Origin of the sequence: Azospirillum sp. TSH64, from assembly GCF_003116035.1 — a bacterium.
Lineage (GTDB): Bacteria > Pseudomonadota > Alphaproteobacteria > Azospirillales > Azospirillaceae > Azospirillum.
This window is the reverse complement of the sequence record NZ_LGQW01000015.1, coordinates 3,383,997-3,405,811: the sequence shown is the minus strand read 5'-3', so window position 1 is coordinate 3,405,811 and position 21,815 is coordinate 3,383,997. Positions and strand designations below refer to the sequence as shown.

Below are 21,815 nucleotides of genomic sequence, written 5' to 3'. Positions count from 1 at the left end.
GAAGAGGTCGCGGGCCGGAACTCGCCGGCCCGCGACGTACACTACGGCAGCAGATGCCCCAGCCGCTGGCCGAGCGCGGTCAGGCCGCTGGAGGCCGGGACGTCGGCGCCGGCGACCAGATCGACCTGCCGGCGGACGGCGCCGTCATAGTCGATGCGCAGCCGGCCGACCACGTCGCCGCGATGGACCGGGCTCGGCAGCGGTTCGGCCAGGGTGGCGACGACATGCAGGCCGTTGCGGTCGGCCGGCGCCATGGTCACGGCCACGTCGTCGGCGACCGTCACCGGAACGCTGTCCTCCTCGCCCATCCACACCGGCGCCTGCTCCACCAGCTCGCCCTTGCGCAGCAGGGGGTAGAGCCTGAAGCTGTTCCACGCCCAGTCGAGCAGCCGGGTCGGCTCGTCGTTGCGGGCCTGCGGGCTGGGCAAGCCATTGACCACCAGCACCAGACGGCGCCCGTTGCGCTCCCCCGACGCGGTCAGGCCATAGCCGCCGACCTCGGTGTGGCCGGTCTTGATGCCGTCGACGCTGACGGGATGGTAGAGCAGCGGGTTGCGGTTGCCCTGGCGGATGCCGTTCCAGGTGAAGTTCCGCTCCGACTCATAATGGTAGAACTGCGGAAAGTCGCGGATCAGGTGGGTGGCGAGGGTCGCCAGATCGCGGGCGGTGGTGTAGTGGCCCGGATCCGGCCAGCCGCTGGCGTTCATGAAATGGCTGTCGGCCATCCCCAGCTCGCGCGCCTTGGCGTTCATCATCGAGGCGAAGGCGGATTCGCTGCCGGCCAGCCCTTCCGCCAACGCCACGGCAGCATCGTTGCCGCTGTCGATCAGCAGGCCGCGCAGCAGATCCTCCACCCGCACCGTGCTGCCCAGCTTCAGGAACATGCGCGAGCCGCCCATCTTCCAGGCGGCCTGGCTGACCGGGACACTGGTGTCGAGCGTCGTCCGGCCATGGACCAGCGCGTCGTAGGTCAGGTAGGCCGTCATCATCTTGGTCATCGAGGACGGCGCCATGCGCACCGTCCCGTTCTTGTCCAGCAGCACCTCCCCGCTGGAGAGATCGACCAGATAAGCCTGCTTGGCCGCCGTGTCCGGCTGGGACAGCGCGAGCGCCGGGGCGGACAGCAGGACGGCGGCGGCGAGCGACAGGCAGCCGGCCAGAGTGCGGAGCAGCGGCCGCGGATTGACGACGATCACCCTTGTGGATCCCCTGAGGCGACGGATGGGTCTTGCGAAGCCCGTTTCCATGGACCATCGCCGCGCCGGCTTCACCCCTTATTTTCGCATGTGACCCAGTTTTAATGTGGGACCGTCACCGGATCGGGCCGGGCAGTCAGACCGGATCGGATCAGGCAGGATCCAGCAGCCGCGGGCCGGCCCCGCCGTCGCCGAGCTCGTCCCACGGGTTGCGCAGGGGGCAGTCGCGGATCGACAGGCAGCCGCAGCCGATGCAGCCGTCCAGATTGTCGCGCAGTCTGGTCAGCTTGGCGATGCGGTCATCCAGTTCCTCCCGCCAGCGCTCCGACATGCGGCGCCAGTCGGCGGTGGTCGGGGTGCGGTCATCCGGCAGGGCGTTCAGCGCGTCGGCGACGGAGGCAAGCGAGATGCCGAGCCGCTGCGCCACCTTGACCACCGCCACCCGCCGCAGCACGTCGCGGGAGAAGCGGCGCTGGTTGCCGGGATTGCGCCAGCTCCGGATCAGCCCCTGCGCCTCGTAGAAATGGATGGTCGAGACCGCCACGCCGGACCGGCGCGCCACCTCCCCCACCGTCAGGTCCTTGTCATACTCCTCCGGCGACAGCATTCCGGCCCTCCCCTCTCCTGCAACCCTCCGTCCCGCCAGTCTGCCGGCTTTTCCGCTTGACCTCAAGTTCTGTTGAGGTTTTAGCCTGCCCCGACTTTGCCGCCTGAATGGGCAAAGTGCCGATTGGGTAATCAGAATTCTGGATCGGGGGAATGGGAACCGAATGACCAGGGGAAAGCTTGCCGCCCTGCGCGAGCGCTTGGTGGGATTGGGTGCGGTGGTGTTCCGGCCGATCCTGCCCGGCGCCACGCTGCGCGACCGCCTGATCGCCTGCTGCGGCGCGCTGCTGGGCATCGCCGCGACGGGACTGCTCTGCCGCAACATGCTGGCCTACATGTCGAGCGCGCCGGTGCTGGTGGCGCCGATGGGGGCGTCGGCGGTCCTGCTGTTCGCCGTGCCGGCCAGCCCGCTGGCCCAGCCCTGGTCGATCGTCGGCGGCAACACGCTGTCGGCCGTCGTCGGGGTGCTGGTCGCCGCCGTCATCCCCGACCCGATGCTGGCCGGGGCCGCGGCGGTGGCGCTGGCCATCGCCACCATGTCGCTGACCCGCTGCCTGCATCCGCCCGGCGGTGCCGCCGCCCTGACCGCGGTGCTGGGCGGGCCGGCGGTGACCGAGATGGGCATCAAGTTCGCCTTCTTCCCCGTCGCGGTGAACTCCATCCTGCTGCTGACCGCCGGGCTGATGTTCCACCGGCTGTCCGGCCATCGCTACCCGCACAAGACGGTCAACACCCACCGCACCAACGATCCGCCGCCGCAGCTGCGTCCCGGCCTGACCCAGGGCGATGTCGACGGCGCGCTGCGCACGCTGGCCGAGACGCTGGACGTCAGCCGCGACGACCTCGGCGCCCTGCTGGTCAATGCCGAGCTGCACGCGCTGGAGCGGCTGCATGCCGACATCACCTGCCGCGAGATCATGTCCCGCGACCTCGTCACCGTCACGCCGGACACCCATCCCCAGCTGGCCCGCGCCCGGCTGCTGGAGCATGGTTTCCGCACCCTGCCGGTGGTCGATGCGCAGAATGCCGTGGTGGGCATCGTCGGGCATGAGCAGCTGTCGCACGGCGACGCCCTGCACCACGGATCGCGGGTCGCCAGCGTGATGGCGCCTGCTGTGACCGAGCTGCCCGACACCCCGGTCTTCGGCCTGCTGGGTCGCCTGTCCGACGGCCGCACCCACGATGTGGTGATCGTCGATGGAAACCGGCGGGTGCTGGGAATGATCACCCAGACCGACCTGCTGGTGGTGCTGGCCCGGACAGCACTCGCCCGCGCGGTGCAGACCGGGGTCGACGGGCTGAACGATGCCCTGCCGCGCGGTTACCTGCGCGACGTGACGGCGGGCCGGGCGTAGCGGCTCGGCTGTGGCAGGTCAACGGCGATTCTTGAACTCTGGTGACGGGACTCCGAAAGGACTAGTCCGAAGGGCGTGCAGCGTCACCAGAGTTCAAGAATCGGAGCGGTCCGCGTCACCAAAGTTCAAGAATCGGAATGGCGTCAGGCGATGCGCGCCACCACCCGCTCGTTGATCGGCGGACGCGACGGGTGGAGGATCAGCCCCTCGCCCGATTCCTCGACACGGGCGTCCGGATAGGCGGCCATGGCGTATTTCAGATTCGGGATGAACTTGGTCTTGAACTGGCGGACCAGGGCATAGCCGGCGCCGAACTGGCCATGCAGCGCCGCCCAGGTGATCGGCGTCGGCTTGTCCAGCGAATGCAGGCGGTAGGCCAGCCAGATATAGACGTCGAGCGCCATCGACTTGCCGCTGATCGCCTTCAGCGCCTCTTCCGCCACCGGCACCGGGTGCTCACGCAAGGCCTTGAAGAAGCTGTCGCTGAGCCGCACGGTCTCGGTGAACAGGGTCCCCTGGCGGTCGTCGGGCCGGCGCAGCTGGATGGCGTCGGCGACGATCGATTCCTTGCTCTGCCGGCGGCCGCCGTCGGCGTCGGTGAAGAAGGTCAGGTGGCAGGCGGACAGGCGCGCCGCCTGGTCTTCCACGTCGCGATAGGCCTTGCCGCAGATCGGGATGTCCATCCGCTTCAGCCAGTCATGCATGGAGCCGCCAAGTTCGACCTCCGGATTCCCGGTCTGAATCGCACGGGTCTGGAGATAGAGCAGAATCATGCGGGCCCGGCTGCCGTAGGGAACGCCGATTCGGCGGGTGACGCCGTTGCGATCCTCGATCACGCCGGGCTGGATGACCAGCTTTACCTTGTGGCCGGGGCGTTCCCAATGCTGGTCGTCGGGAAGCTGGCGGTGCGGCAGCGCGGTCTGGCAGAATCCGGCATAGGTGATGCCGAGCTTGCCGTTTTCCGCGGCCTGGACCGCCGCGGCGATGTCGATCAGCGGCCGTTCCTCGTCCGAAACGAGGGCCAGCGCGCCGTCGCGTCCGTGTGTCTCGATCAAACGATGAATGCTGCCCATGACGACCTCCAGCTTTTGGCCGGCATGACCGTCCTGTGACGGGCCGATGACCGAACCTGCCAGATACAACACCCCGGATCGCGCCGAAGGCAATTTGAACCTTGGTGACGCAGGCTATTTGGAACCTATTTGGAATCAACTATTAGATTCGTCACCAAAGTTCAGGGGATAAGTCCGAGTCGCGTCACCACAGTTCAAGGCAGGCGTCACCAGAGTTCATGGGGAGAAACCGGGTGCCTGTGGACGACTCGTGGCACGGAACTGGCTGTTTGCTTGAACCTTGGTGACGCCGACCTTGTCGATTCGAGGTCGGAGTCGGCCTTCGCCCCCTGCGGAGCGTCACCAAAGTTCAAGGATTCCAGGGGGTAGCTTGGGCAGCGTGACGGCCTGCGCGCAGCCTGTCCGACCCGTTGCCAATGGAAGGTCATGCGCCCGCCGTCATCCCCGTGAAGGCGGAGATCCAGGCAAACATCCCGTCAAGTGGTTGATTTGAATAGAGACCTCCCTTTGCAGGGCTCGTGGACGGGCCGGGCCGACGTTCGCTTCACCACCCGTCACCGGGTTCCACAGTCCGGGCGTCACCAAAGTTCAAACGCCCGGTCGAGTCGACTCCACGCCGAGTCGGGCCCCGGAGCGTCACCAAAGTTCAAACCCTGCACGCCCCCAGCGTCACCAAAGTTCAGGAGTCACGCCGAGTCGGTCCGGCTGTCGGCGTCACCAAAGTTCAAACCCGGACCGGTCGTGTGCCCTCGAAGCGTCACCAAGGTTCAGGAATCGGGCCGCCAGGGAACAGGCCGACCGTGGCGGAGTTTCCTTGCCCTGGGGCCTGAATGGCCGGAGGGGGCGACTAGAATGCGGGATGCAATGACCGAAACATCCGGGGGCGTTACTGCCGGTGCGGCATCGGCGGGGGGCCGGGAAGACGGGGAATCGGGGAAGGTCGTCCTTGCCGCCATCGCGGCCAACTTGGCGATCACCGTCACCAAGTTCGTCGCGGCGCTGATCACCGGCAGCGCGTCGATGCTGAGCGAGGCGGTCCATTCGCTGGTCGATACCGGGAACGAGGCGCTGATGCTGGTCGGGCTGAAGCGGTCGAAGAAGCCGCCCGACGAGCGCCACCCCTTCGGTTACGCGCGCGAGCTATATTTCTGGACCTTCGTCGTGGCGCTGGTGATCTTCGCCGGCGGTGCGGTGGTCTCCATCTATGAAGGGGTGGAGAAGATCCTCCATCCGCAGCCGGTGGAGTCCGCCTGGATCAACTTCGTCGTGCTGGGCGTCGCCTTCGTGATGGAGGCGATCAGCTGGGTGGTGGCGCTGCGCGCCTTCAACGCCGACCGCGGCGAGGCCGGCGTGTTCGAGACCGTCCATGCCAGCAAGGACCCGACCGTCTTCATCGTCCTGTTCGAGGACAGTGCCGCCCTGGTCGGGCTGATCATCGCCGCCGCCTGCCTGTCGGCGGATCTGCTGCTGGACCAGCCGGTCTATGACGGCGTCGGGTCGATCCTGATCGGGCTGGTGCTGGCCGCCACCGCCGCCTTCCTCGCCTATGAGACCAAGAGCCTGCTGATCGGCGAGGCCGCCCGTCCCGACCTGGTGCAGGGGGTGCGTGCCCTGGTGCGGGCGGAGGAGGCGGTCGACCATGTGAACGAGGTGCTGACCATCCATCTCGGCCCCAAGGTGGTGATCGTCAATCTCAGCCTGGATGTGCGGGACGAGGTCAGCGCCGGTCAGGTGGAGCGGACGCTGGCCCGCATCGAGCGCCGGGTGAAGGAGCGCTTCCCGGAGATCCGCCGCGTCTTCACCGAAGTGCGGGCGGCCGGCGACCGGCCAAACCTTGCAGACGGCTGAAGCTTGCAAACGGCCAACCTTGCAAAAGGCCGGACCGACACCACATGCCGGGCAGAGCGCAATCAGGATGGAGCAGCCCTGCCCGGCAGGCGGGGACCCGATGAACACTTCGCCAAGCGGCCCCAGATGGCCGCGGGGGATCGGATCTCCGGTCGCCCGCGGCGCACCCATATCTTATTGCATGAGCGATCCGGTCGTTCCCGTGCTGCCCCGTTCGGTGCATGGCCCGACCGATGCCTGACGCGCATTACGCTACCGGTTTTCCTTATCGTCACCTGTTCTGTCGAACGCGGGGTGCCCCGGGCACCGTCCGCGCGACGACTCATGCCCATTTTTCCAAGGAATCCTTCGATGCTCTCGTTTGAGATCGCCATCATCGTTGCGTTGACGCTCCTCAACGGGGTGTTCGCCATGTCCGAGCTTGCCGTCGTCTCCTCGCGCAAGGCCCGGCTCCAGCATCTGGCCGACCAGGGCGACCGCGGAGCGCGGACGGCGCTGCGGCTGATCGAGGAGCCGAGCCGCTTCCTCAGCACCGTCCAGATCGGCATCACGCTCGTCGGCGTCGTCGCCGGCGCCTATGGCGGCGCCACGCTGGGCGACCGGCTGGGCCAGTGGCTGGACGGCTTCCCCGCCCTGGCCGGCAAGGGCGAGATCCTCGGCGTCGGCGGCGTGCTGGTGGTCATCACCTATCTGTCCATCGTGCTGGGCGAACTGATCCCGAAGCGCATCGCCCTGAAGAACCCGGAGCGGGTCGCCTCCCTGATCGCCCCGCCGATGCGCATGCTCTCCCGCATCGCCGGCCCCTTCGTCTGGCTGCTCGGCGCCTCCACCGACCTGCTGCTGCGGCTGCTCGGCCTGCATGGCGCGCGCGAGGAGACGGTCACCGAGGAGGAGATCCGCTCGATGATCTCCGAAGGCACCGAGACCGGCGTCTTCGCCCCGGCCGAGAAGGAGATGATCGACGGCGTGCTGCGGCTGGCCGACCGCACGGTGCGCAGCATCATGGTCCCCCGGCCGGACGTCGCCTGGCTCGACCTCGGCAAGCCGCAGGCCGAAGTGCTGGAGGCGATCCGCAGCTTCGGCCATTCCCGCTATCCGGTGTGCCGCGGCGCGCTCGACGAGCTGGTCGGCGTCGTCCACACCCGCGACCTGCTGGGCATGGTCGTCGAGGGCCGCCCCTTCGACCTGGAGGCCGGGGCCGCCAAGCCGCTGGTGGTGCATGACGGCACGCCGATCCTGAAGCTGCTCGACCTGATGAAGAACTCCGGCCACCATCTGGCGATGGTCGTCGACGAGTATGGCAGCATCGAGGGGCTGGTCACGCTGACCGACATCCTGGAGATCATCGCCGGCGACCTGCCGGAGGCCGGCGAGGCGGTGGAGACTGCGGCGATCCGGCGCGAGGACGGCTCGTGGCTGGTCGAGGGCTGGATGCCGGTGGACGAGTTCGAGGACACCGTCGGCGTGCGCGGCCTGCGCGATGCCGGCGACTTCCACACGCTGGCGGGTCTGGTGCTGCACCGGCTGGGCCATGTGCCGCAGGCCGGCGAGTGGTTCGACTGGAACGGCGTCCGCTTCGAGGTGGTCGACATGGACGGCCGCCGCATCGACAAGGTGCTGGTGATGCCCAAAATCGAGCAGCCGGCCGACGCGGAGGAGTGAGGTCCGCCGCCGGCCGAGGGGGCAGGGGCGCATTTGTTGTTGCAACTCCGCACGGGCTCCATTGACAAAGTTCCGGCAACTTGCTCAGACTCCGCCCGGCCGCCGATGGGGGGCGGAGTCCAAAGCGGAATGACGGGAGTGCTGTCCATGGGTGGCGGGGGCGACGAGATGCGCCAGTTGCGCGAGCGCCGCGGCGAGAACCAGACGCAGTTCGCCGACTGGCTGAACGGGCAGCTCGGCCGCAGCTATACCAAGGCGCGGATCAGCCGCTGGGAAAGCGGGGCGGAACGCATCCCGCAGCAGCTCGTCGATTTCCTGACCCGCCACAAGGCGGACGAACGGCCGCGCTCCGCCACGTATCTGGCGGTGGCCAACCAGAAGGGCGGCGTCGGCAAGACCGCCACCGCCGTCAACCTCGCCTATGCCCTGACCGAGGGCGGGGCGCGGGTTCTGCTGATCGACTGCGATTCCCAGAGCAACGCCACCGTCCATGTCGGCATCGGCAACGCCGCCATCGTCGCCTTGGAGCAGCAGCGCAAGACACTCTATTATGTGCTGCGCTCGGAAGAGCCGCTGAGCTCGGTCATCATGCCGACGGCGGAGAGCGGGCTGGATCTGGCGCCGGCCGGGCTGTCGCTGGCCGATGCCGACGTGGAGCTGGCGGCCGATTCCACCGGCGGGCTGATCCTGCGCGAGAAGCTGGACGAGGTGCGCCACTCCTATGATTTCGTGGTGATGGACTGCGCGCCCAACCTGGGTCTGGTGACCGCCAACGCCCTGTCGGCGGCGGAGCTGGTGGTGGTGCCGGTGCAGACGGAGGCGCTGGCCCTGCTGGGCGTCAAGCGGCTGGTCGACACCATCGGCCGCATCCGCCGCCGGGTGAACCCGGCCCTGCGCATCGCCGGCATCATCCCGACCATGTACAACGACCGGCTGACCCAGGACCGCGCGACGTTGCAGGAACTGCACGAATCCTACGCCGGCCAGGTGCCGGTCTTCGATCCCATCCCGCGCGCCACCGTCTATGGCAAGGCGGCGGCGGCCGGCATGATCACGCTGGCCGGCGATCCCAAGGCGCCGGGGGCCGAGACCTTCCGCGAGGTGGCGCGCCAGATCCGCGCCTATGCCCAGAACCGGGAGACGACCCATGTCGCGTAAGTTCGAACGCAAGACCCGCGAGCTGCTGGGCACTGCGGCCGAGCCCGCGACTGGCATGGCCGGCGGGCTGACGGTGGGCAGCGACCGGCTGTTCGGCACCTCGGCCGGCTTCCCGCATGTGGTGGAACTGGACCTCGCCCGCGTCCACCGCAACCCCGACCAGCCGCGCCGCCATTTCGACGAGGCGGAGCTGCGCAGCCTCGCCTCCTCCATCGAGCGGCACGGGCTGCAGAACCCGGTCCTGGTGCGTCCCCTGCCCCAGGGCGAATATCTGCTGATCGGCGGCGAGCGGCGGGTGCGTGCCCACGAGATGCTGGGCCGCAAGACGGTCTTCGCCATCCTGACCTCCGGCGATCCGGACGAGATCGGGCTGATCGACAATGTCCAGCGCGTCGATCTGAACGCGGTGGAATATGCGGCGGCGCTGGCCCGGCTGATCGACAAGCATGGCTATACCCATGACGAGCTGGCGGCTGTCGTCGGGCGCGACCGCACCGACGTGACCAAGCTGTTGTCGATCATGGGGCTGCCGGATGAGATCCGGGAGGAGTATGCGACCGGGTTCGCCCATGTCTCCCGCTCCGTGATGATCGAGATCGCCGCCGCTCCCGCCGGGTTGCAGGCCGGGCTGTGGAAGCGGGCCAAGGAGGGCGCCAGCGTCAAGGCGGTGCGGCAGGCCAAGCGCGACCATGCCCAAGGCGGTGTTGCCGGCGGTGTTGCCGATGACGCACCGGCCGAGGAGCCGGATGCGAAGGAGGCGGTGCGGGCCTTGCAGGCCAGCGTGAAGCGCATCCTGCGCGACGTGGCGGTGGTGCGCGAACAGCGCCGCCATCTCGACCCCGACAACCGCGACCGGCTGGTGCGGCTGCGGGCCGAGATCGACGCCATCCTGGACGAGGGCGCCTAAACGCCCTCCCCCAGCAGCGACTTGGGCTCCAGGAAGGCGTCGAGGCCGAAGCTGCCATATTCGCGGCCGATGCCGGACTGCTTGAAGCCGCCGAACGGCGCCTTCGGGTCGTGGGCCAGGCTGTTGATCAGCACCCGGCCGGCGACGATGCGGTTCGCCACCCGGCGGGCGCGGGCGGTGTCGCCCGCCAGCACATAGGCCTGAAGGCCGTAGAGTGTGTCGTTGGCGATGGCGACCGCCTCCTCCTCGTCCTCGTAAGCGATGATGGAGAGGACGGGGCCGAAGATCTCCTCGCGCGCGATGGTCATGTCGTTGCGGACGCCGGTGAACAGGGTCGGCCGCACGAACCAGCCGCCGGAAAATTCCGGTTGGCCCTCCGGCCGCCCTTCCCCGCCGGCCAGCAGGACGGCGCCCTCCTCCACCCCGATGCGGATGTAGCGTTGCACCCGTTCCCACTGGGTCCGGCTGACCATCGGACCGACAATGATCGCCGGATCGCGTGGGTCGCCGGTACGCACCGCCTCGACCGCCGCCTTGGTCAGCGCCTCGATCTCGGCGAGCCGGCTGCGCGGAGCCAGCAGGCGGGTGCCGGCGATGCAGGCCTGGCCGCTGTTCATGAAGGCGGCGCCGACCGCCAGTGGGATCGCCCGCGACAGGTCGGCATCGTCGAGGATGATCGTCGGCGACTTGCCGCCCAGCTCCAGCGTGACGCGCTTCAGACTGTCGGCCGCCGCGCGCAGGATCGCCTTGCCGGTGGCGGTGGAGCCGGTGAAGGAGATCTTGGCGACGTCCGCATGGCTGGAGATCGCCGCCCCCACCCGCTCGCCGCGCCCGGTCACGATGTTGAACAGGCCGGGCGGCAAGCCGGCGGCATGCAGCGCCTCGGTGACGATCCGCGTCTGGCGGGCGCTCATCTCGCTGGGCTTGATCACCGCGGTGCAGCCGGCGGCGATGGCGGTGGCGAGCTTGCCGCAGATGAAGCCGGCGTTGCTGTTCCACGGCGTGATCAGCCCGGCGACGCCGAGCGGCTCCATGCTGACCTCGGCCGTGCCCATCCGGCGGACGAAGGGGTAATCGGCGAGCAGTTCGGCGGTCTCGCGAAAGGCGTTCACCGGGTGATCGACCATGAAGCCGGCACGCGAGGCCGGGGCGCCATACTCCTCGATCACCGAATCGAGCAGGTCGTCGCGCCGGGCGGCCAAGGCATCGCCCATCCGGTGGAGCAGGGCGATCCGCTCCGCCTTGGCCGTCCGGGAGAAGGCCGGGAAGGCGCGCTTGGCGGCGGCGATTGCGGCATGCGCATCCTCCTCGTCGGCAAGGCGGACGCGGCCGGTGAAGGCGCCGGTCGCCGGATTGTGCAGGTCGAACTGCTCCGTCCCATGCGGGGTGACGAAGCGGCCGTCGATATAGATGCTGTCGATCTCGTGCATCGGGCTCTCCCGGAGCGGTCGGTGGGTGTCGGCCATTCAGGTGGCACAGGGGCCGCCGGGTGATAAGGTGGACAATCCCGCATGCATCGGTGAACGGATCGGGACAATGAGCGTGACCGGACTGATGGAGCTGGAAGCGGTGCAGGCCGTCGCCCGGCATCGCGGCTTCCGCGCCGCGGCGGCCGAGCTGGGGATGTCGCGCTCGGCGCTCAGCCATGCCATCGCGGCGCTGGAGGAGCGGCTGGGGGTGCGGCTGTTCCACCGCACGACGCGCAGCGTGGCGCTGACCCAGGCGGGCGAGCAGTTCGTCGCCGACACCGCCCCTGCCCTGCGCGACATCCGCGCCGCCATCGACCGGCTGTCCGACCATCGGCTGGCCCCCGCCGGAACGCTGCGCATCAACAGCTCGGCCGGTGCTGCGCGGATGATCATGAAGCCGGTCATTCTGGAGTATGTGCGCCGTTATCCCGAAATGACGGTCGACATCGTCACCGAAGGGAAGCTGGTCGACATCGTGCTGGAGGGCTTCGATGCCGGCGTGCGGCTGGCGGAGCAGGTGCCGCAGGACATGATCGCCATCCCGCTCGGCCCCGACCTCCGCTTCGCGGTCGTCGGCACGCCGGGCTATTTCGCCGGCCGCAGCCTGCCGGAGGCGCCGGCCGACCTTGCCGGCCACCGCTGCATCCGCAGCCGCCTGCCGAGCGGCGCCCTCTACCGCTGGGAGTTCGAGCGGCATGGCGAGACGGTCGCCATCGACGGCACCGGGCCGCTGATCCTGGATGATGCCGACCTGATGCTCGACGCGGTGCGTGCTGGGCTGGGGCTCGGCTATCTGGCGGAATGGCATGTCGCCGACGACATCGCCGCCGGGCGCCTGCTGCGCGTGCTGGAGGAGTGGACGCAGCCGTTTCCCGGACTGTGTCTTTACTACTCAGGCCGGCGCCATCTGCCGCCGGGGCTGCGGGCGCTGGTGGATCTGGTGCGGGAGCTTGGGGGCGGGCGGTAGGGGGCGATGTGGGACGTCCCACGCTCTGCGCGCTTGTTGTGGGACGTCCCACATCGCCGCGGCGGAGAAAGCCCGCCGGCATAGTCCAGGCGCAGCACCGGCCTGTCACGCGGCGCCGTGACCTGAGCCGGTGGCCAGCTCATCCAGTCTCGTCCACCGGGTAATTTTCGGAAGATCACCACGCTGTCGAAGGGGAGGGCGGCAGAAAACATCTTTACTGCGAGTGAGAATCGTTTGCATATTGGGGCACTCCATTGCCTCCCGCCTCTGGGTGGGCAGCGATGGCGACGGATACCGGTGCAGTGGCGAGCACGCGGTGGGGTTGGCAGAGGTGCCACGGATCGCGCGGGTAGGGGCGGCACCGCCGTTCCGCGTGGCCGAGCGCTGGCTTACCACAAACCATATTGCGAATAAGAATTAATATCATTATGCAAGAACGCAGGACGCATTCTTCCAGCTGCTCCTACCCCGATAACACCATCCCTTCCGCATCTTCGGCAGAAGGAGGTTCGGCATGAGTTGGGATAGCCCCGACACGGGCTTCGACGTCGTGATGACGACGGAGAAGCACCATTCGATCTGGCCCGACCTCACGCTGGTGCTGGCAGGAAGAGCGCGGATCGAGCGCGCACTTCCAACCGCCGGCGCATCGCCACGGCCCTGACCGGGGGGCCGGCCGTGGCCAACAAAACCGTGAATTGACATCAGCACAGTGACGAATGGGGGATCATCGGAATGACGATTAACAGGCAGCCCGGACGCCTTGGGAGACGGAACAGGGGGCGCGTCCGCCTGCTGGCGTCGGTTGCGGCGGCAGCCCTGCTGCTGCCGGCCCTGGCCTTGGCGCAAGCGACGACGAACACGGGCGACACGGCCCCGTCGCGGGCGATGTCGTCCGGGGCGATGACCCTGCCGACCATCGACGTCGGCGCCGACCGCCAGCGCGACGCCAACCCGCCGACCACAATCGGCTCCAAGCTGCCGCTCGCCCCGCGCGAGGTGCCGCAGACCGTGATCACGGTGCCGCGCGAGCGCATCGAGGAACAGAAGCTCATCACGCTCGAAGACGCGATGAAGCAGACGCCGGGCGTCACGGTGGAGCCGATCGACGGCAACCGCCTGCAGTTCTATTCGCGCGGCTTCGAGATGACGAACCTGCAGTTCGACGGCGTGCCGACCACGCTGGACAGCCGCATCTTCGCCTCGCCCGATCTGGCGATGTATGAGCGGGTGGAGGTGCTGAAGGGACCGGCCGGGCTGCTGAACGGCATGGGCGGCCCCGGCGGCGCCATCAACCTGGTCCGCAAGACGCCGAAGAAGACGCTGGAGGGCTATGGCGAACTGACCGCCGGCTCCTACGCCAACTATCGCGGCGAGGGCGACATCACCGGGCCGCTGAACCAGTCCGGCAGCCTGCGCGGACGCTTCGTCGGCGCCTATCAGGACCGCAACGGCTTCCAGGACTGGACGGCGCAGGACCGGGCGGTCGCCTATGGCAGCATCGCCGCCGACCTGACGCCCGACACCACGCTCACGGCCGGCGCCTGGTACCAGCGCATGAGCTACAAGGGCGCCTGGAACCTGCCGGGCTATGCCACGGTGGTGAACGGACAGCCGCAGTTCCGGCTGCTCGACGTCGACCGCTCGACCTCGCTGGGCGAGGAATGGAACCGCGACATCTTCACCACCAAGGGCGGTTTCGCTGATCTGGAGCACAAGTTCGACAATGGCTGGGCGGTGAAGCTCGCCACCCATTACATCGACAACGAGATGGACCGGAAGATGGCCTACGCCTACTCCCCGGTCACGCCGGGGGTGAACCGGACGACGCTCTACGCCCAGAAGGTCCGTTACGACCAGGACCAGGTCGGCGCCGACCTGTCGGCCAGCGGCAATTTCGGGCTGTTCGGCCAGACCCACGAGGCGGTGGTCGGCGCCAATTACGAGCGCTGGACCTTCCGCCACCGCGCGGCCAACCCGGTCGGCAGCTGGTCGGTGACGCAGAACATCTTCGCCCCCAACGCCTCGGCCCCCGAACCGGCCTGGCGCAACTGGCAGCGGGACACCAAGACCACCACCGACAGCTGGGGCACCTATGGCGTCCTGCGCCTGAAGCTGGCCGATCCGCTGAAGCTGATCGTCGGCGGGCGGATGAACTGGTGGCAGACCAAGGTCGATGCCGACCGGCTGGCCGGCACCGCCGAGAGCAGCGCGTCCGTCCGCGGCAAGGTCACGCCCTATGCCGGCCTCGTCTACGACGTCAATTCCACCTACGCGCTCTACACCAGCGTCACGCAGATGTACCAGCCGCAGTCCTTCGTCGATGCGTCCGGCAAGGTGCTGGAGCCGCTGAAGGGCCGGCAGTACGAGGCCGGCGTCAAGGCCGACTACTTCGGCGGCCGCCTGCACGCCACCGCCTCGGTCTTCCACATTGAGGAGGAGAACCGGCCGCAGTCCGACCCGCGCTATCCCAACCAGTCGATCTACATCTCCAGCGGCAAGGCGCAGAGCCGCGGCTTCGAGCTGGACGTCTCGGGCGAGATCCTGCCGGGCTGGGACGCCTATGCCGGCTACACCTTCACCCGCGCCAAGAGCCTGGACAGCAGCGCCAACTCCGGCAGCGCCTTCACCGCCATCGCACCGATGCACCAGGTCAAGCTGTGGACCAACTACCGCCTGCCCGAGAGCATCGACGACCGGCTGAGCGTCGGCGGCGGCATCAACGCCCAGACCTCGACGTACAACGAGTTCCCGTCGCTGAACTATGCCCGCCTGACCCAGGGCGGCTATGCGACGGTGGACGCCCGCGTCGCCTATGACGTGACCGAGAAGGTGACGGCGGCGGTGAACGTCAAGAACCTGTTCGACCGCACCTATTACCAGCGCATCAACAACGTGCAGTCGGGCAACATCTATGGCGAGCCGCGCACCGTCCTGCTGACCCTGCGGGCCAAGCTGTAACGGCGGCTGTGCGGGGGGCGGTTGGACATCCGCCCCCTGTGCCCGCCCCCTGTGTCCGCCCCTGTCTCCCCAGGTCCGCAATAAATCGCTTGTCCATCGCGGCGGGCGGGCGCAAAGCTCAGGTCTTCCGCCGGCCCTACCCCTTTCTAGGGAAGGGGCCGGCCCCGACCTTTTCCCAAGTGCCCCTCGCGATGATGACCCTGTTCCGCCGCGCCGTCCTGCCGCTCGGGCTGGCGGCAGCCCTGCTGTGCCTGCCTGCCTCGGCCATGTCCGGCCAGCGCAGCTATGCCGCCACCCATGGGGCGGCCCCCTTCGTGACCCGGCATCTGATCCCCGGATCGGACCTCGACCTCGCCCAGGTCGATCCGACACTGCCGTCTGCCAGGGTGGTGGCGCTGACCATCGACGACGGGCCGGACGGGCACGACCCGCAAATCCTCGACATCCTGCGGGCGCATGGGGCGAAGGCCACCTTCTTCTACATCGGCGCCAAGATCCCGGAGCATCGCGACATCGCCAGGATGGTCGCCACCTCCGGCAACGAGGTCGGCAGCCACACCCAGACCCACCCGATGACCACCGACCTGAAGCCGGCCGAGCGCGAGTGGAACCTGGCGCAGGCGGAAAAGGCGCTGGCATCGGTCGGGGTGGCGGCGACGTGGTTCCGGCCGCCCTATGGCGACGTGGACGATGCGCTGGCCGCGCTGGCGCGCCGGCACGGCATGGCGACGGTGCTGTGGACCGCCGACAGCCAGGACTGGAAGGACACCGGCTCCGACATCATCCGCCAGCGCATCGTCGAGCGGCTGGAGCCCGGCGCCGTCGTGCTGATGCACAGCACCAAGGCGGCCACCGTCGCGGCGCTGCCGGCGATCCTGGAGGAAGGGGAGAGGCGGGGCCTGCGCTTCGTCACCATGAGCGAGTGGGACGCGGCGATGCGGCAGTCGGTGACCCCGGAACTGGCCCTGCTGCACCCGGCACCGCGCCGGCACTGACGGGCAGGGGAAGGGGCAGGGCAATCTGGATTTGCCCTGATTTGCCGCCCGCCGCCGGCGTCAGCTAGACTTGGACCGGCGGGGAGCGCGGGCGAGCAGGGGAGGGCGGCATGGCGGCGAGGCTTGCGGTTGGCTTGGTCATGGCCCTGGCGATGGGGTGCGCCCCGGTCGCCGCCTTCGCCGCGGACCCCCTGGAGCCGTTCAACCGCGCCATGTTCGCGGTCAACAAGGGGCTGGTCGACTGGGTCATCGATCCGGCCGTCGATCACATCGGACCGTGGGTGCCCGCCCCGGTCTCGGCCGGCCTGTCGAACGCCTATGCGAACCTGACCGAGATCGAGATGGTTCTCGACAACGGCTTGCAGGGCAAGGCGGGCGGTGCCGCCGCCTCGGCGGCGCGTTTCGGGATCAACTCGACGCTCGGCGTCGGCGGCCTGTTCGATGTCGCCACGCGGCTCGGGCTGGAGCGCCGGGAGGAGAATTTCGGCACGTCGCTCTGCAAGACCGGCCTCGCGCCCGGCTCGTACCTCGTGCTGCCGTTCGTCGGGCCGACCAACACGGTGGCGGCGGTGGCCCTGACGGCGGGCATCGCCGCGGAGGTCTATGCGCTCAGCTTCATCTCGACGACGCTGGCCGCCGTCGATTTCGTGGTGATCGACCTGGGCGGCTCGGCGTCCGCCCTGCGGCACGCCAAGGCCATTCCGGCAGCGGGCGAAGACCTCTACGCCGTCCAGCGCGACGAATACAGGCAGTACATCGAACAGGGTTGCGGTCCGGCCCGTCCGCGCCAGGTCCATCCGGCCCAGGTCCGTCCGGCGATAAAGGCAGAGCTGTAGGAGACAGCACGAGGCTCGGCCCCGAGGGATGCAAGGATGTCCCATCGGCAGGAACGCCCCACCGGTGTAGGATGGCGCGGAGCAGCGCCGGTCCCGGAAGGCCGCTGCCGGGAAAACCGCCATGCCTCCCATACCCATCGAGCCCTTCACCCTGGTCCTCTCGCTGCTCCAGCAGATGTGCGTCTATCTGGTGATCGCCTATCTGCTGAGCCGCACGCCGCTGTTCCTGCCCTTGACCCATGTGACGGTGCGCTGGCCGCACAAGCTGGCCTGCTACGTGATCTTCTCGATCTTCTGCATCATGGGCACCTATTTCGGCCTGCACATCGACGACAGCATCGCCAACACCCGCGCCATCGGTGCCGTGCTGGGCGGCATCTTCGGCGGGCCTTCCGTGGGGCTCGCGGTCGGGCTGACCGGCGGGATGCACCGCTATTCGCTGGGCGGCATGTCGGCGCTGGCCTGCGCCATCTCCACCATGGCGGAGGGGCTGATCGGCGGGCTGGTCCACCGCCACATGGTGCGCCAGGGCCGGATCGAACCGCTGTTCAACCCGCTGCGCGTCGGTGCCGTCACCTTCGTGGCGGAGGTGGTGCAGATGCTGATCATCCTGGCGGTGGCCCGGCCGTTCGAGGCGGCGATGCATCTGGTGGAGGTGGTGGCGGCCCCGATGATCGTCGCCAACACCCTGGGCGCCGCGCTGTTCATGCGCATCCTGCTGGAGCGGCGCGTACTGGACGAGAAGCAGTCCAGCGCCTTTTCCGCCAAGGCGCTGAAGATCGCCGCGCGCTGCGACGGCGTGCTGCGCGGCGGCTTCAACAGCGAGAACAGCACCCGCGTCGCCCGCATCATCTTCGAGGAGACCGGCGTCGGCGCCGTCGCCATCACCGACCGGGAAAAGCTGCTGGCCTTCATCGGCATGGGTGACGACCACCATCTGCCGGGCACGCCGATCAGCTCACCGCAGACGCATCAGGCCATCGCCAGCAACCAGGTGATCTATGCCGACGGCAACGAGGTGGCCTATCGCTGCTCGATCAGCCCGGCCTGCCGGCTGGGGGCGGCGCTGGTCATCCCGCTGGTCGGCGAGGATGGCGGGGTGATCGGCACCATCAAGCTGTACGAGCCGAAGACCAAGATCTTCTCCACCATCAACCGCACGCTGGGGGAGGGTGTCGCCCGCCTGCTGTCCAACCAGATCCTGGCCGGCCGCTACGAGCAGCAGAAGGCGCTGCTGGCGCAGTCGGAGATCAAGCTTCTGCATGCCCAGGTGAACCCGCATTTCCTGTTCAACGCGCTGAACACCATCTCCGCCGTCATCCGCAACGATCCTGAGCGGGCGCGGCAGCTGGTGCAGAACCTGTCGACCTTCTTCCGCAAGAACCTGAAGCGCCCCAGCCAGATGGCGACGCTGGCCGACGAGGTCGAACATGTCAGCGCCTATCTCCAGATCGAGCTGGCCCGCTTCACCGGGCGGCTGGCGGTGGAGATCGAGGTGCCGGACGAGCTGCGCCACGCCCGGCTGCCGGCCTTCTCGCTCCAGCCGCTGGTGGAGAACGCGATCAAGCACGGCACGGCGCAGCTTCTCGGCGACGGCCGGGTGCGCATCGCGGCGCGGCGGGACGGCGGCGACCTGTTGCTGGCGGTGGAGGACAATGCCGGGCTCTATGAGGCCAAGCCGGGCGGCGACGGGCTGGGGATGACCATCGTCGACCGCCGCGTCCGCAACCGCTACGGTGAAGCGTACGGCGTGTCGGTCGCCTGCGAGCCGGATGCCTTCACCCGCGTCACCCTGCGCCTGCCCCTTGAGGAAACCGTGCCCGCATGACGGCTCCCGCAATGCCCGCTGCCATCACCGTCCTGATCGTCGATGACGAGCCGCTGGCGCGCGAGGAGCTGCGCCGCCTGCTGGAGGACTCCGCCGACATCCGCATCGTCGGCGAATGCGCCAACGCCATCGAGGCCATCGGTGCCATCAACCGGCAGGCGCCCGACGTGGTCTTCCTCGACATCCAGATGCCGCGGGTCAGCGGTCTGGAGATGCTGAGCATGCTCGATCCCGAGCGGATGCCGCGCATCGTCTTCCTGACCGCGCACGACGAATATGCCGTCCAGGCCTTCGAGGAGCATGCCTTCGACTATCTGCTGAAGCCGGCCGATCCGGCGCGGCTGGCGAAGACGTTGCAGCGGCTGCGCCGCCAGCGCGCCCCGCAGGAGGTCGCGGTGCTGCCGGGGGCGGCGGAGCTGCGCCACATCCCCTGCACCGGGGTCAACCGCATCACCCTGATGAAGCTGGCCGACGTCGAGTATGTCGTCTCCCGCCCCGCCGGCGTCTATGTGGTGGGGGAGGACGGGCAGGAGCGCTTCACCGAGCTGACGCTCCACACCATCCAGGAGAAGAGCCCGCTGTTCCGCTGCCACCGCCAGCATCTGGTCAACCCGGACCGCATCCGGGAAATCCGCTTCGCCGACGGCGGGTTGGCGGAGATACAGACCACCGGCGGGCACACGGTCCCGGTCAGCCGGCGCTTCCTGGGGGCGCTCAAGGAGAGGCTGGGGATGGGGTGAAGCCGGTGCCCGCTTGCATCGGCAATTGCATCCCAAGAGTGAAGCAAGGCGATATGGAAGGCTGGAGTTGCGGAACCCCCATTTTGGATGGGTCCGCTGTTTGTCTGAAAACCTGATACGGATACCATCGCTTCAGAATGACAGGAAAAAGGAAGATATCCTTTTCCGTCAGCCTTCTTGTTTTTCGGCGGTGATGGAAATGGCAAAGAAAGTTTCAGATCTCCTGCGTGAATGGGATGGCCTCACCAAAAAGCATCGCGAGCATTTGGTGAAGCACAAATTCAGCAATAAATTCGCTGTCGTGTCGAAGGATCTCGATGGACTTTTCGACGAGTACAAGACCTACACCAAGATGATGTCCGACCAGAGCAAGGTCGTCGAGTCCCTGAAGTCGCAGGTCGTGGCCCTGGCAGGGGCTTTGGGCAAGAAACTGAAAGCCAGGTTGATCGCCACAAAGAAGGAAAAAGAAGAGGGGCTCGATACCCTCGATGACTTCTGCAGATGCATCACCCACGAATCGGACGAGGTGGATCCGAAGCTGCTCGGGAAAGAGTGGGCGGAAATGTGGAAGGAAAGCAAGGGCAAGAACAAGGCCCTGCACGCCATCATCCTCGACGATTCGAAGATGATCCCGCTGCTCAAAAAGCTGGCCGACGAGGCCAAGAAATTCGACGGCTTTGCCGCCAAGCAGGGGATCGCGAACACATTGCTGAACCGCAAGACCGAGATGGACATCCGGCCCGACATTGCAAAGAACATCAAGTCTTTGTCGTCGTGGCAGGACAAGAAGGCCGCGGAAGAGGTGTCGGCTTTCCTGAAGAATTTCGAGAAGAACCTGAACGCCGCGATTTTCTGAACGACATCGTCCTGGCCCGACGGGATGGCGGGCCGCCCCGAAGGCGCCGGTCAGCGGCGGGCAAAGTCCAATCTGGATCAGTTTCGCCGCACTGTCCTGGCGTCGGTTTCCCCCCGGCCCGGCCCATCCCTCGCAGCCGGCCGACCGTGGATTTCTGTCCGTCACCGGCGCTCTCCTGTCCTCCGACCATGACCGAATGGCCGCCGCCGGTGTTAGCGGGGGATACGGTATGGGACAGGAGGGGGCGATGGGCAGGGTGCGGCGGGGATGGGCGATAGTCGTCGATGCGGCCTATGGCTGGATGAACGACGACGCGATGAGCATGGCGGCCTCCATCGCCTTCTACACCATCTTCTCGCTGGCGCCGCTGGCGATCCTGGTGATCGCCCTGGCCGGGCTGGTGTTCGGCGACGAGGCGGCGCGCGGCGCGCTGGTCGATCAGCTGACCGCGCTGGTCGGGCACGATGCCGGCGAAACCCTGCAGGATCTGATCGCGCGGGCCGGTGCCAAGGAGACCGGCATCGTCGCCAGCGTCATCGGCATCGGCACCATCCTGGTCGGCGCCACCACCGTCTTCGTCGAGCTTCAGGCCGGGCTGAACCGCATCTGGCGGGTGGCCGCGCCCCAGGAATCGACCATCACCTGGCTGGTGCGGGTGCGGCTGAAGGCGCTGGCGCTGATCGCCGCCATCGGCTTCCTGCTGATCGTCTCGCTGGTGGTCAGCGCCGGGCTGGCGGCGGCCGGCCGCTGGGCCTCGGCCTATCTGCCGGCGATGCCGTCGCTGCTGTGGCTGTTCGACGTGCTGGTGTCCTGGACGGTGCTGACCGGCCTGTTCGCCCTGATCTACCGCATCCTGCCCGACACCTACATCCGCTGGGCCGACGTCTGGCTGGGGGCGGCGGTGAACGCCTTCCTGTTCGCGGTGGGGAAGTTCCTGATCGGCTTCTACATCGCCACCAGCGGCGTGGTCTCGGTCTATGGCGCGGCCGGCTCCTTCGTGCTGATCCTGCTGTGGGTCTATTATTCGGCGGTCATCTTCCTGTTCGGGGCGGAACTGACCCGCGCCTATTCGGAACGCAGCGGCAGCCGGGCGCGGCTTCCCGGACTGAAGCCCGAAGCCGGTCCCGGCCCCGCTCCCGGTTTGGGCGAGCCGGCTACCGGCCGCAGCAGCCCCGTCCCAGAGTCATCAGGATCTGCCGCGCCTTGAAGGACCGCGGGTCGAGCGGCGGCTCGTCCGGGGCGAGGCGGGCCTGGGCCTCGCGGTAGCGGTCGTAGCTGTCGTCGTTGAACAGGCGGCGCAGGTTGGCAAGCGCCTTGCGCAAAGGGGTGCGGGGGCAGGTATCGGTCATCGGAGATCT

Annotated in this window: 19 protein-coding genes; 14 read left to right on the top strand and 5 right to left on the bottom strand. The window is 68.0% G+C overall.

Annotated features, from left to right (window positions below; genetic code table 11):
* Window positions 1-41: 41 nt before the first annotated feature.
* Complete coding sequence (locus TSH64_RS16940) at window positions 42-1,196, bottom strand: D-alanyl-D-alanine carboxypeptidase family protein (protein WP_158285380.1); 1,155 nt, start codon at window positions 1,194-1,196, stop codon at window positions 42-44.
* A 151-nt stretch (window positions 1,197-1,347) separates the two neighbouring features.
* Window positions 1,348-1,803 (bottom strand): redox-sensitive transcriptional activator SoxR, encoded by a 456-nt coding sequence (soxR, locus tag TSH64_RS16935; protein ID WP_109446618.1) that lies wholly within the window; start codon window positions 1,801-1,803, stop codon window positions 1,348-1,350.
* A 163-nt stretch (window positions 1,804-1,966) separates the two neighbouring features.
* Here soxR and TSH64_RS16930 point away from each other — a divergent pair, with 163 nt between their 5' ends.
* Window positions 1,967-3,157 (top strand): HPP family protein, encoded by a 1,191-nt coding sequence (locus tag TSH64_RS16930; protein WP_109446616.1) that lies wholly within the window; start codon window positions 1,967-1,969, stop codon window positions 3,155-3,157.
* A 143-nt stretch (window positions 3,158-3,300) separates the two neighbouring features.
* On the opposite strand, the gene TSH64_RS16925 is transcribed toward TSH64_RS16930, so the two are convergent.
* Window positions 3,301-4,230, bottom strand: coding sequence for a replication protein RepA (locus TSH64_RS16925; protein WP_098735578.1), 930 nt, complete (start codon window positions 4,228-4,230; stop codon window positions 3,301-3,303).
* Between the two features lie 864 nt (window positions 4,231-5,094).
* Here TSH64_RS16925 and TSH64_RS16920 point away from each other — a divergent pair.
* The 4 genes from TSH64_RS16920 (at window position 5,095) to TSH64_RS16905 (ending at window position 9,805) form a co-directional block, all read left to right on the top strand.
* A complete protein-coding gene (locus TSH64_RS16920) occupies window positions 5,095-6,078 on the top strand; it encodes a cation diffusion facilitator family transporter (RefSeq protein ID WP_109446613.1) in 984 nt (327 codons plus the stop codon).
* Window positions 6,079-6,429: 351 nt separating this feature from the next.
* Entirely contained in the window at window positions 6,430-7,740 is a 1,311-nt protein-coding gene (locus tag TSH64_RS16915) for a hemolysin family protein (RefSeq protein ID WP_109446611.1), read from the top strand.
* Between the two features lie 129 nt (window positions 7,741-7,869).
* Window positions 7,870-8,898, top strand: a complete 1,029-nt coding sequence (locus TSH64_RS16910; protein WP_109446609.1) for an AAA family ATPase — start codon at window positions 7,870-7,872, stop codon at window positions 8,896-8,898.
* On the top strand, window positions 8,888-9,805 hold the full coding sequence (locus tag TSH64_RS16905) for a ParB/RepB/Spo0J family partition protein (protein WP_109446607.1): 918 nt from the start codon (window positions 8,888-8,890) through the stop codon (window positions 9,803-9,805). Before TSH64_RS16910 ends, TSH64_RS16905 begins: the two co-directional genes overlap by 11 nt.
* On the opposite strand, the gene TSH64_RS16900 is transcribed toward TSH64_RS16905, so the two are convergent.
* Window positions 9,802-11,235 carry an aldehyde dehydrogenase family protein gene (locus tag TSH64_RS16900; RefSeq protein WP_109446605.1) on the bottom strand — a complete coding sequence of 478 codons (1,434 nt, stop codon included), beginning with the start codon at window positions 11,233-11,235 and terminating at the stop codon, window positions 9,802-9,804. The genes TSH64_RS16905 and TSH64_RS16900 overlap by 4 nt on opposite strands.
* Window positions 11,236-11,341: 106 nt before the next feature.
* Here TSH64_RS16900 and TSH64_RS16895 point away from each other — a divergent pair, with 106 nt between their 5' ends.
* The 9 genes from TSH64_RS16895 (at window position 11,342) to TSH64_RS16860 (ending at window position 21,664) form a co-directional block, all read left to right on the top strand.
* A complete protein-coding gene (locus tag TSH64_RS16895) occupies window positions 11,342-12,241 on the top strand; it encodes a LysR family transcriptional regulator (protein ID WP_109446603.1) in 900 nt (299 codons plus the stop codon).
* 514 nt (window positions 12,242-12,755) lie between these two features.
* A complete protein-coding gene (locus tag TSH64_RS35655; protein WP_158285379.1) occupies window positions 12,756-12,905 on the top strand; it encodes a hypothetical protein in 150 nt (49 codons plus the stop codon).
* 71 nt (window positions 12,906-12,976) lie between these two features.
* The gene (locus TSH64_RS16890) at window positions 12,977-15,202 is read left to right on the top strand and encodes a TonB-dependent siderophore receptor (RefSeq protein WP_146208036.1); all 2,226 of its coding nucleotides are present in this window, start codon (window positions 12,977-12,979) and stop codon (window positions 15,200-15,202) included.
* Window positions 15,203-15,393: 191 nt separating this feature from the next.
* A complete protein-coding gene (locus TSH64_RS16885; RefSeq protein ID WP_109452748.1) occupies window positions 15,394-16,197 on the top strand; it encodes a polysaccharide deacetylase family protein in 804 nt (267 codons plus the stop codon).
* A 110-nt stretch (window positions 16,198-16,307) separates the two neighbouring features.
* Window positions 16,308-17,033, top strand: coding sequence for an MlaA family lipoprotein (locus TSH64_RS16880; RefSeq protein WP_109446599.1), 726 nt, complete (start codon window positions 16,308-16,310; stop codon window positions 17,031-17,033).
* A 121-nt stretch (window positions 17,034-17,154) separates the two neighbouring features.
* Complete coding sequence (locus TSH64_RS16875; protein ID WP_109446597.1) at window positions 17,155-18,861, top strand: sensor histidine kinase; 1,707 nt, start codon at window positions 17,155-17,157, stop codon at window positions 18,859-18,861.
* A complete protein-coding gene (btsR, locus tag TSH64_RS16870; protein ID WP_247872989.1) occupies window positions 18,858-19,601 on the top strand; it encodes a two-component system response regulator BtsR in 744 nt (247 codons plus the stop codon). The genes TSH64_RS16875 and btsR overlap by 4 nt, the downstream gene beginning before the upstream one ends.
* Window positions 19,602-19,800: 199 nt before the next feature.
* Window positions 19,801-20,457: a hypothetical protein gene (locus tag TSH64_RS16865; protein WP_146208035.1), complete on the top strand. Its 657-nt coding sequence runs from the start codon at window positions 19,801-19,803 to the stop codon at window positions 20,455-20,457.
* Window positions 20,458-20,704: 247 nt separating this feature from the next.
* Window positions 20,705-21,664 carry a YihY/virulence factor BrkB family protein gene (locus TSH64_RS16860; protein ID WP_109446593.1) on the top strand — a complete coding sequence of 320 codons (960 nt, stop codon included), beginning with the start codon at window positions 20,705-20,707 and terminating at the stop codon, window positions 21,662-21,664.
* Here the strand turns inward: TSH64_RS16860 and TSH64_RS16855 are convergent.
* Window positions 21,612-21,806, bottom strand: coding sequence for a hypothetical protein (locus TSH64_RS16855; protein ID WP_109446591.1), 195 nt, complete (start codon window positions 21,804-21,806; stop codon window positions 21,612-21,614). The genes TSH64_RS16860 and TSH64_RS16855 overlap by 53 nt on opposite strands.
* Window positions 21,807-21,815: the final 9 nt, after the last annotated feature.

What these genes read in the sequence shown, in the direction of transcription:
- soxR (WP_109446618.1), bottom strand. Translation starts at nt 1,803, where the DNA reads ATGCTGTCGCCGGAGGAGTATGACAAGGACCTGACGGTGGGGGAGGTG.
- TSH64_RS16930 (WP_109446616.1), top strand. Translation starts at nt 1,967, where the DNA reads ATGACCAGGGGAAAGCTTGCCGCCCTGCGCGAGCGCTTGGTGGGATTG.
- TSH64_RS16925 (WP_098735578.1), bottom strand. Translation starts at nt 4,230, where the DNA reads ATGGGCAGCATTCATCGTTTGATCGAGACACACGGACGCGACGGCGCG.
- TSH64_RS16920 (WP_109446613.1), top strand. Translation starts at nt 5,095, where the DNA reads ATGACCGAAACATCCGGGGGCGTTACTGCCGGTGCGGCATCGGCGGGG.
- TSH64_RS16915 (WP_109446611.1), top strand. Translation starts at nt 6,430, where the DNA reads ATGCTCTCGTTTGAGATCGCCATCATCGTTGCGTTGACGCTCCTCAAC.
- TSH64_RS16910 (WP_109446609.1), top strand. Translation starts at nt 7,870, where the DNA reads ATGACGGGAGTGCTGTCCATGGGTGGCGGGGGCGACGAGATGCGCCAG.
- TSH64_RS16905 (WP_109446607.1), top strand. Translation starts at nt 8,888, where the DNA reads ATGTCGCGTAAGTTCGAACGCAAGACCCGCGAGCTGCTGGGCACTGCG.
- TSH64_RS16900 (WP_109446605.1), bottom strand. Translation starts at nt 11,235, where the DNA reads ATGCACGAGATCGACAGCATCTATATCGACGGCCGCTTCGTCACCCCG.
- TSH64_RS16895 (WP_109446603.1), top strand. Translation starts at nt 11,342, where the DNA reads ATGAGCGTGACCGGACTGATGGAGCTGGAAGCGGTGCAGGCCGTCGCC.
- TSH64_RS35655 (WP_158285379.1), top strand. Translation starts at nt 12,756, where the DNA reads ATGAGTTGGGATAGCCCCGACACGGGCTTCGACGTCGTGATGACGACG.
- TSH64_RS16890 (WP_146208036.1), top strand. Translation starts at nt 12,977, where the DNA reads ATGACGATTAACAGGCAGCCCGGACGCCTTGGGAGACGGAACAGGGGG.
- TSH64_RS16885 (WP_109452748.1), top strand. Translation starts at nt 15,394, where the DNA reads ATGATGACCCTGTTCCGCCGCGCCGTCCTGCCGCTCGGGCTGGCGGCA.
- TSH64_RS16880 (WP_109446599.1), top strand. Translation starts at nt 16,308, where the DNA reads ATGGCGGCGAGGCTTGCGGTTGGCTTGGTCATGGCCCTGGCGATGGGG.
- TSH64_RS16875 (WP_109446597.1), top strand. Translation starts at nt 17,155, where the DNA reads ATGCCTCCCATACCCATCGAGCCCTTCACCCTGGTCCTCTCGCTGCTC.
- btsR (WP_247872989.1), top strand. Translation starts at nt 18,858, where the DNA reads ATGACGGCTCCCGCAATGCCCGCTGCCATCACCGTCCTGATCGTCGAT.
- TSH64_RS16865 (WP_146208035.1), top strand. Translation starts at nt 19,801, where the DNA reads ATGGCAAAGAAAGTTTCAGATCTCCTGCGTGAATGGGATGGCCTCACC.
- TSH64_RS16860 (WP_109446593.1), top strand. Translation starts at nt 20,705, where the DNA reads ATGGGCAGGGTGCGGCGGGGATGGGCGATAGTCGTCGATGCGGCCTAT.
- TSH64_RS16855 (WP_109446591.1), bottom strand. Translation starts at nt 21,806, where the DNA reads ATGACCGATACCTGCCCCCGCACCCCTTTGCGCAAGGCGCTTGCCAAC.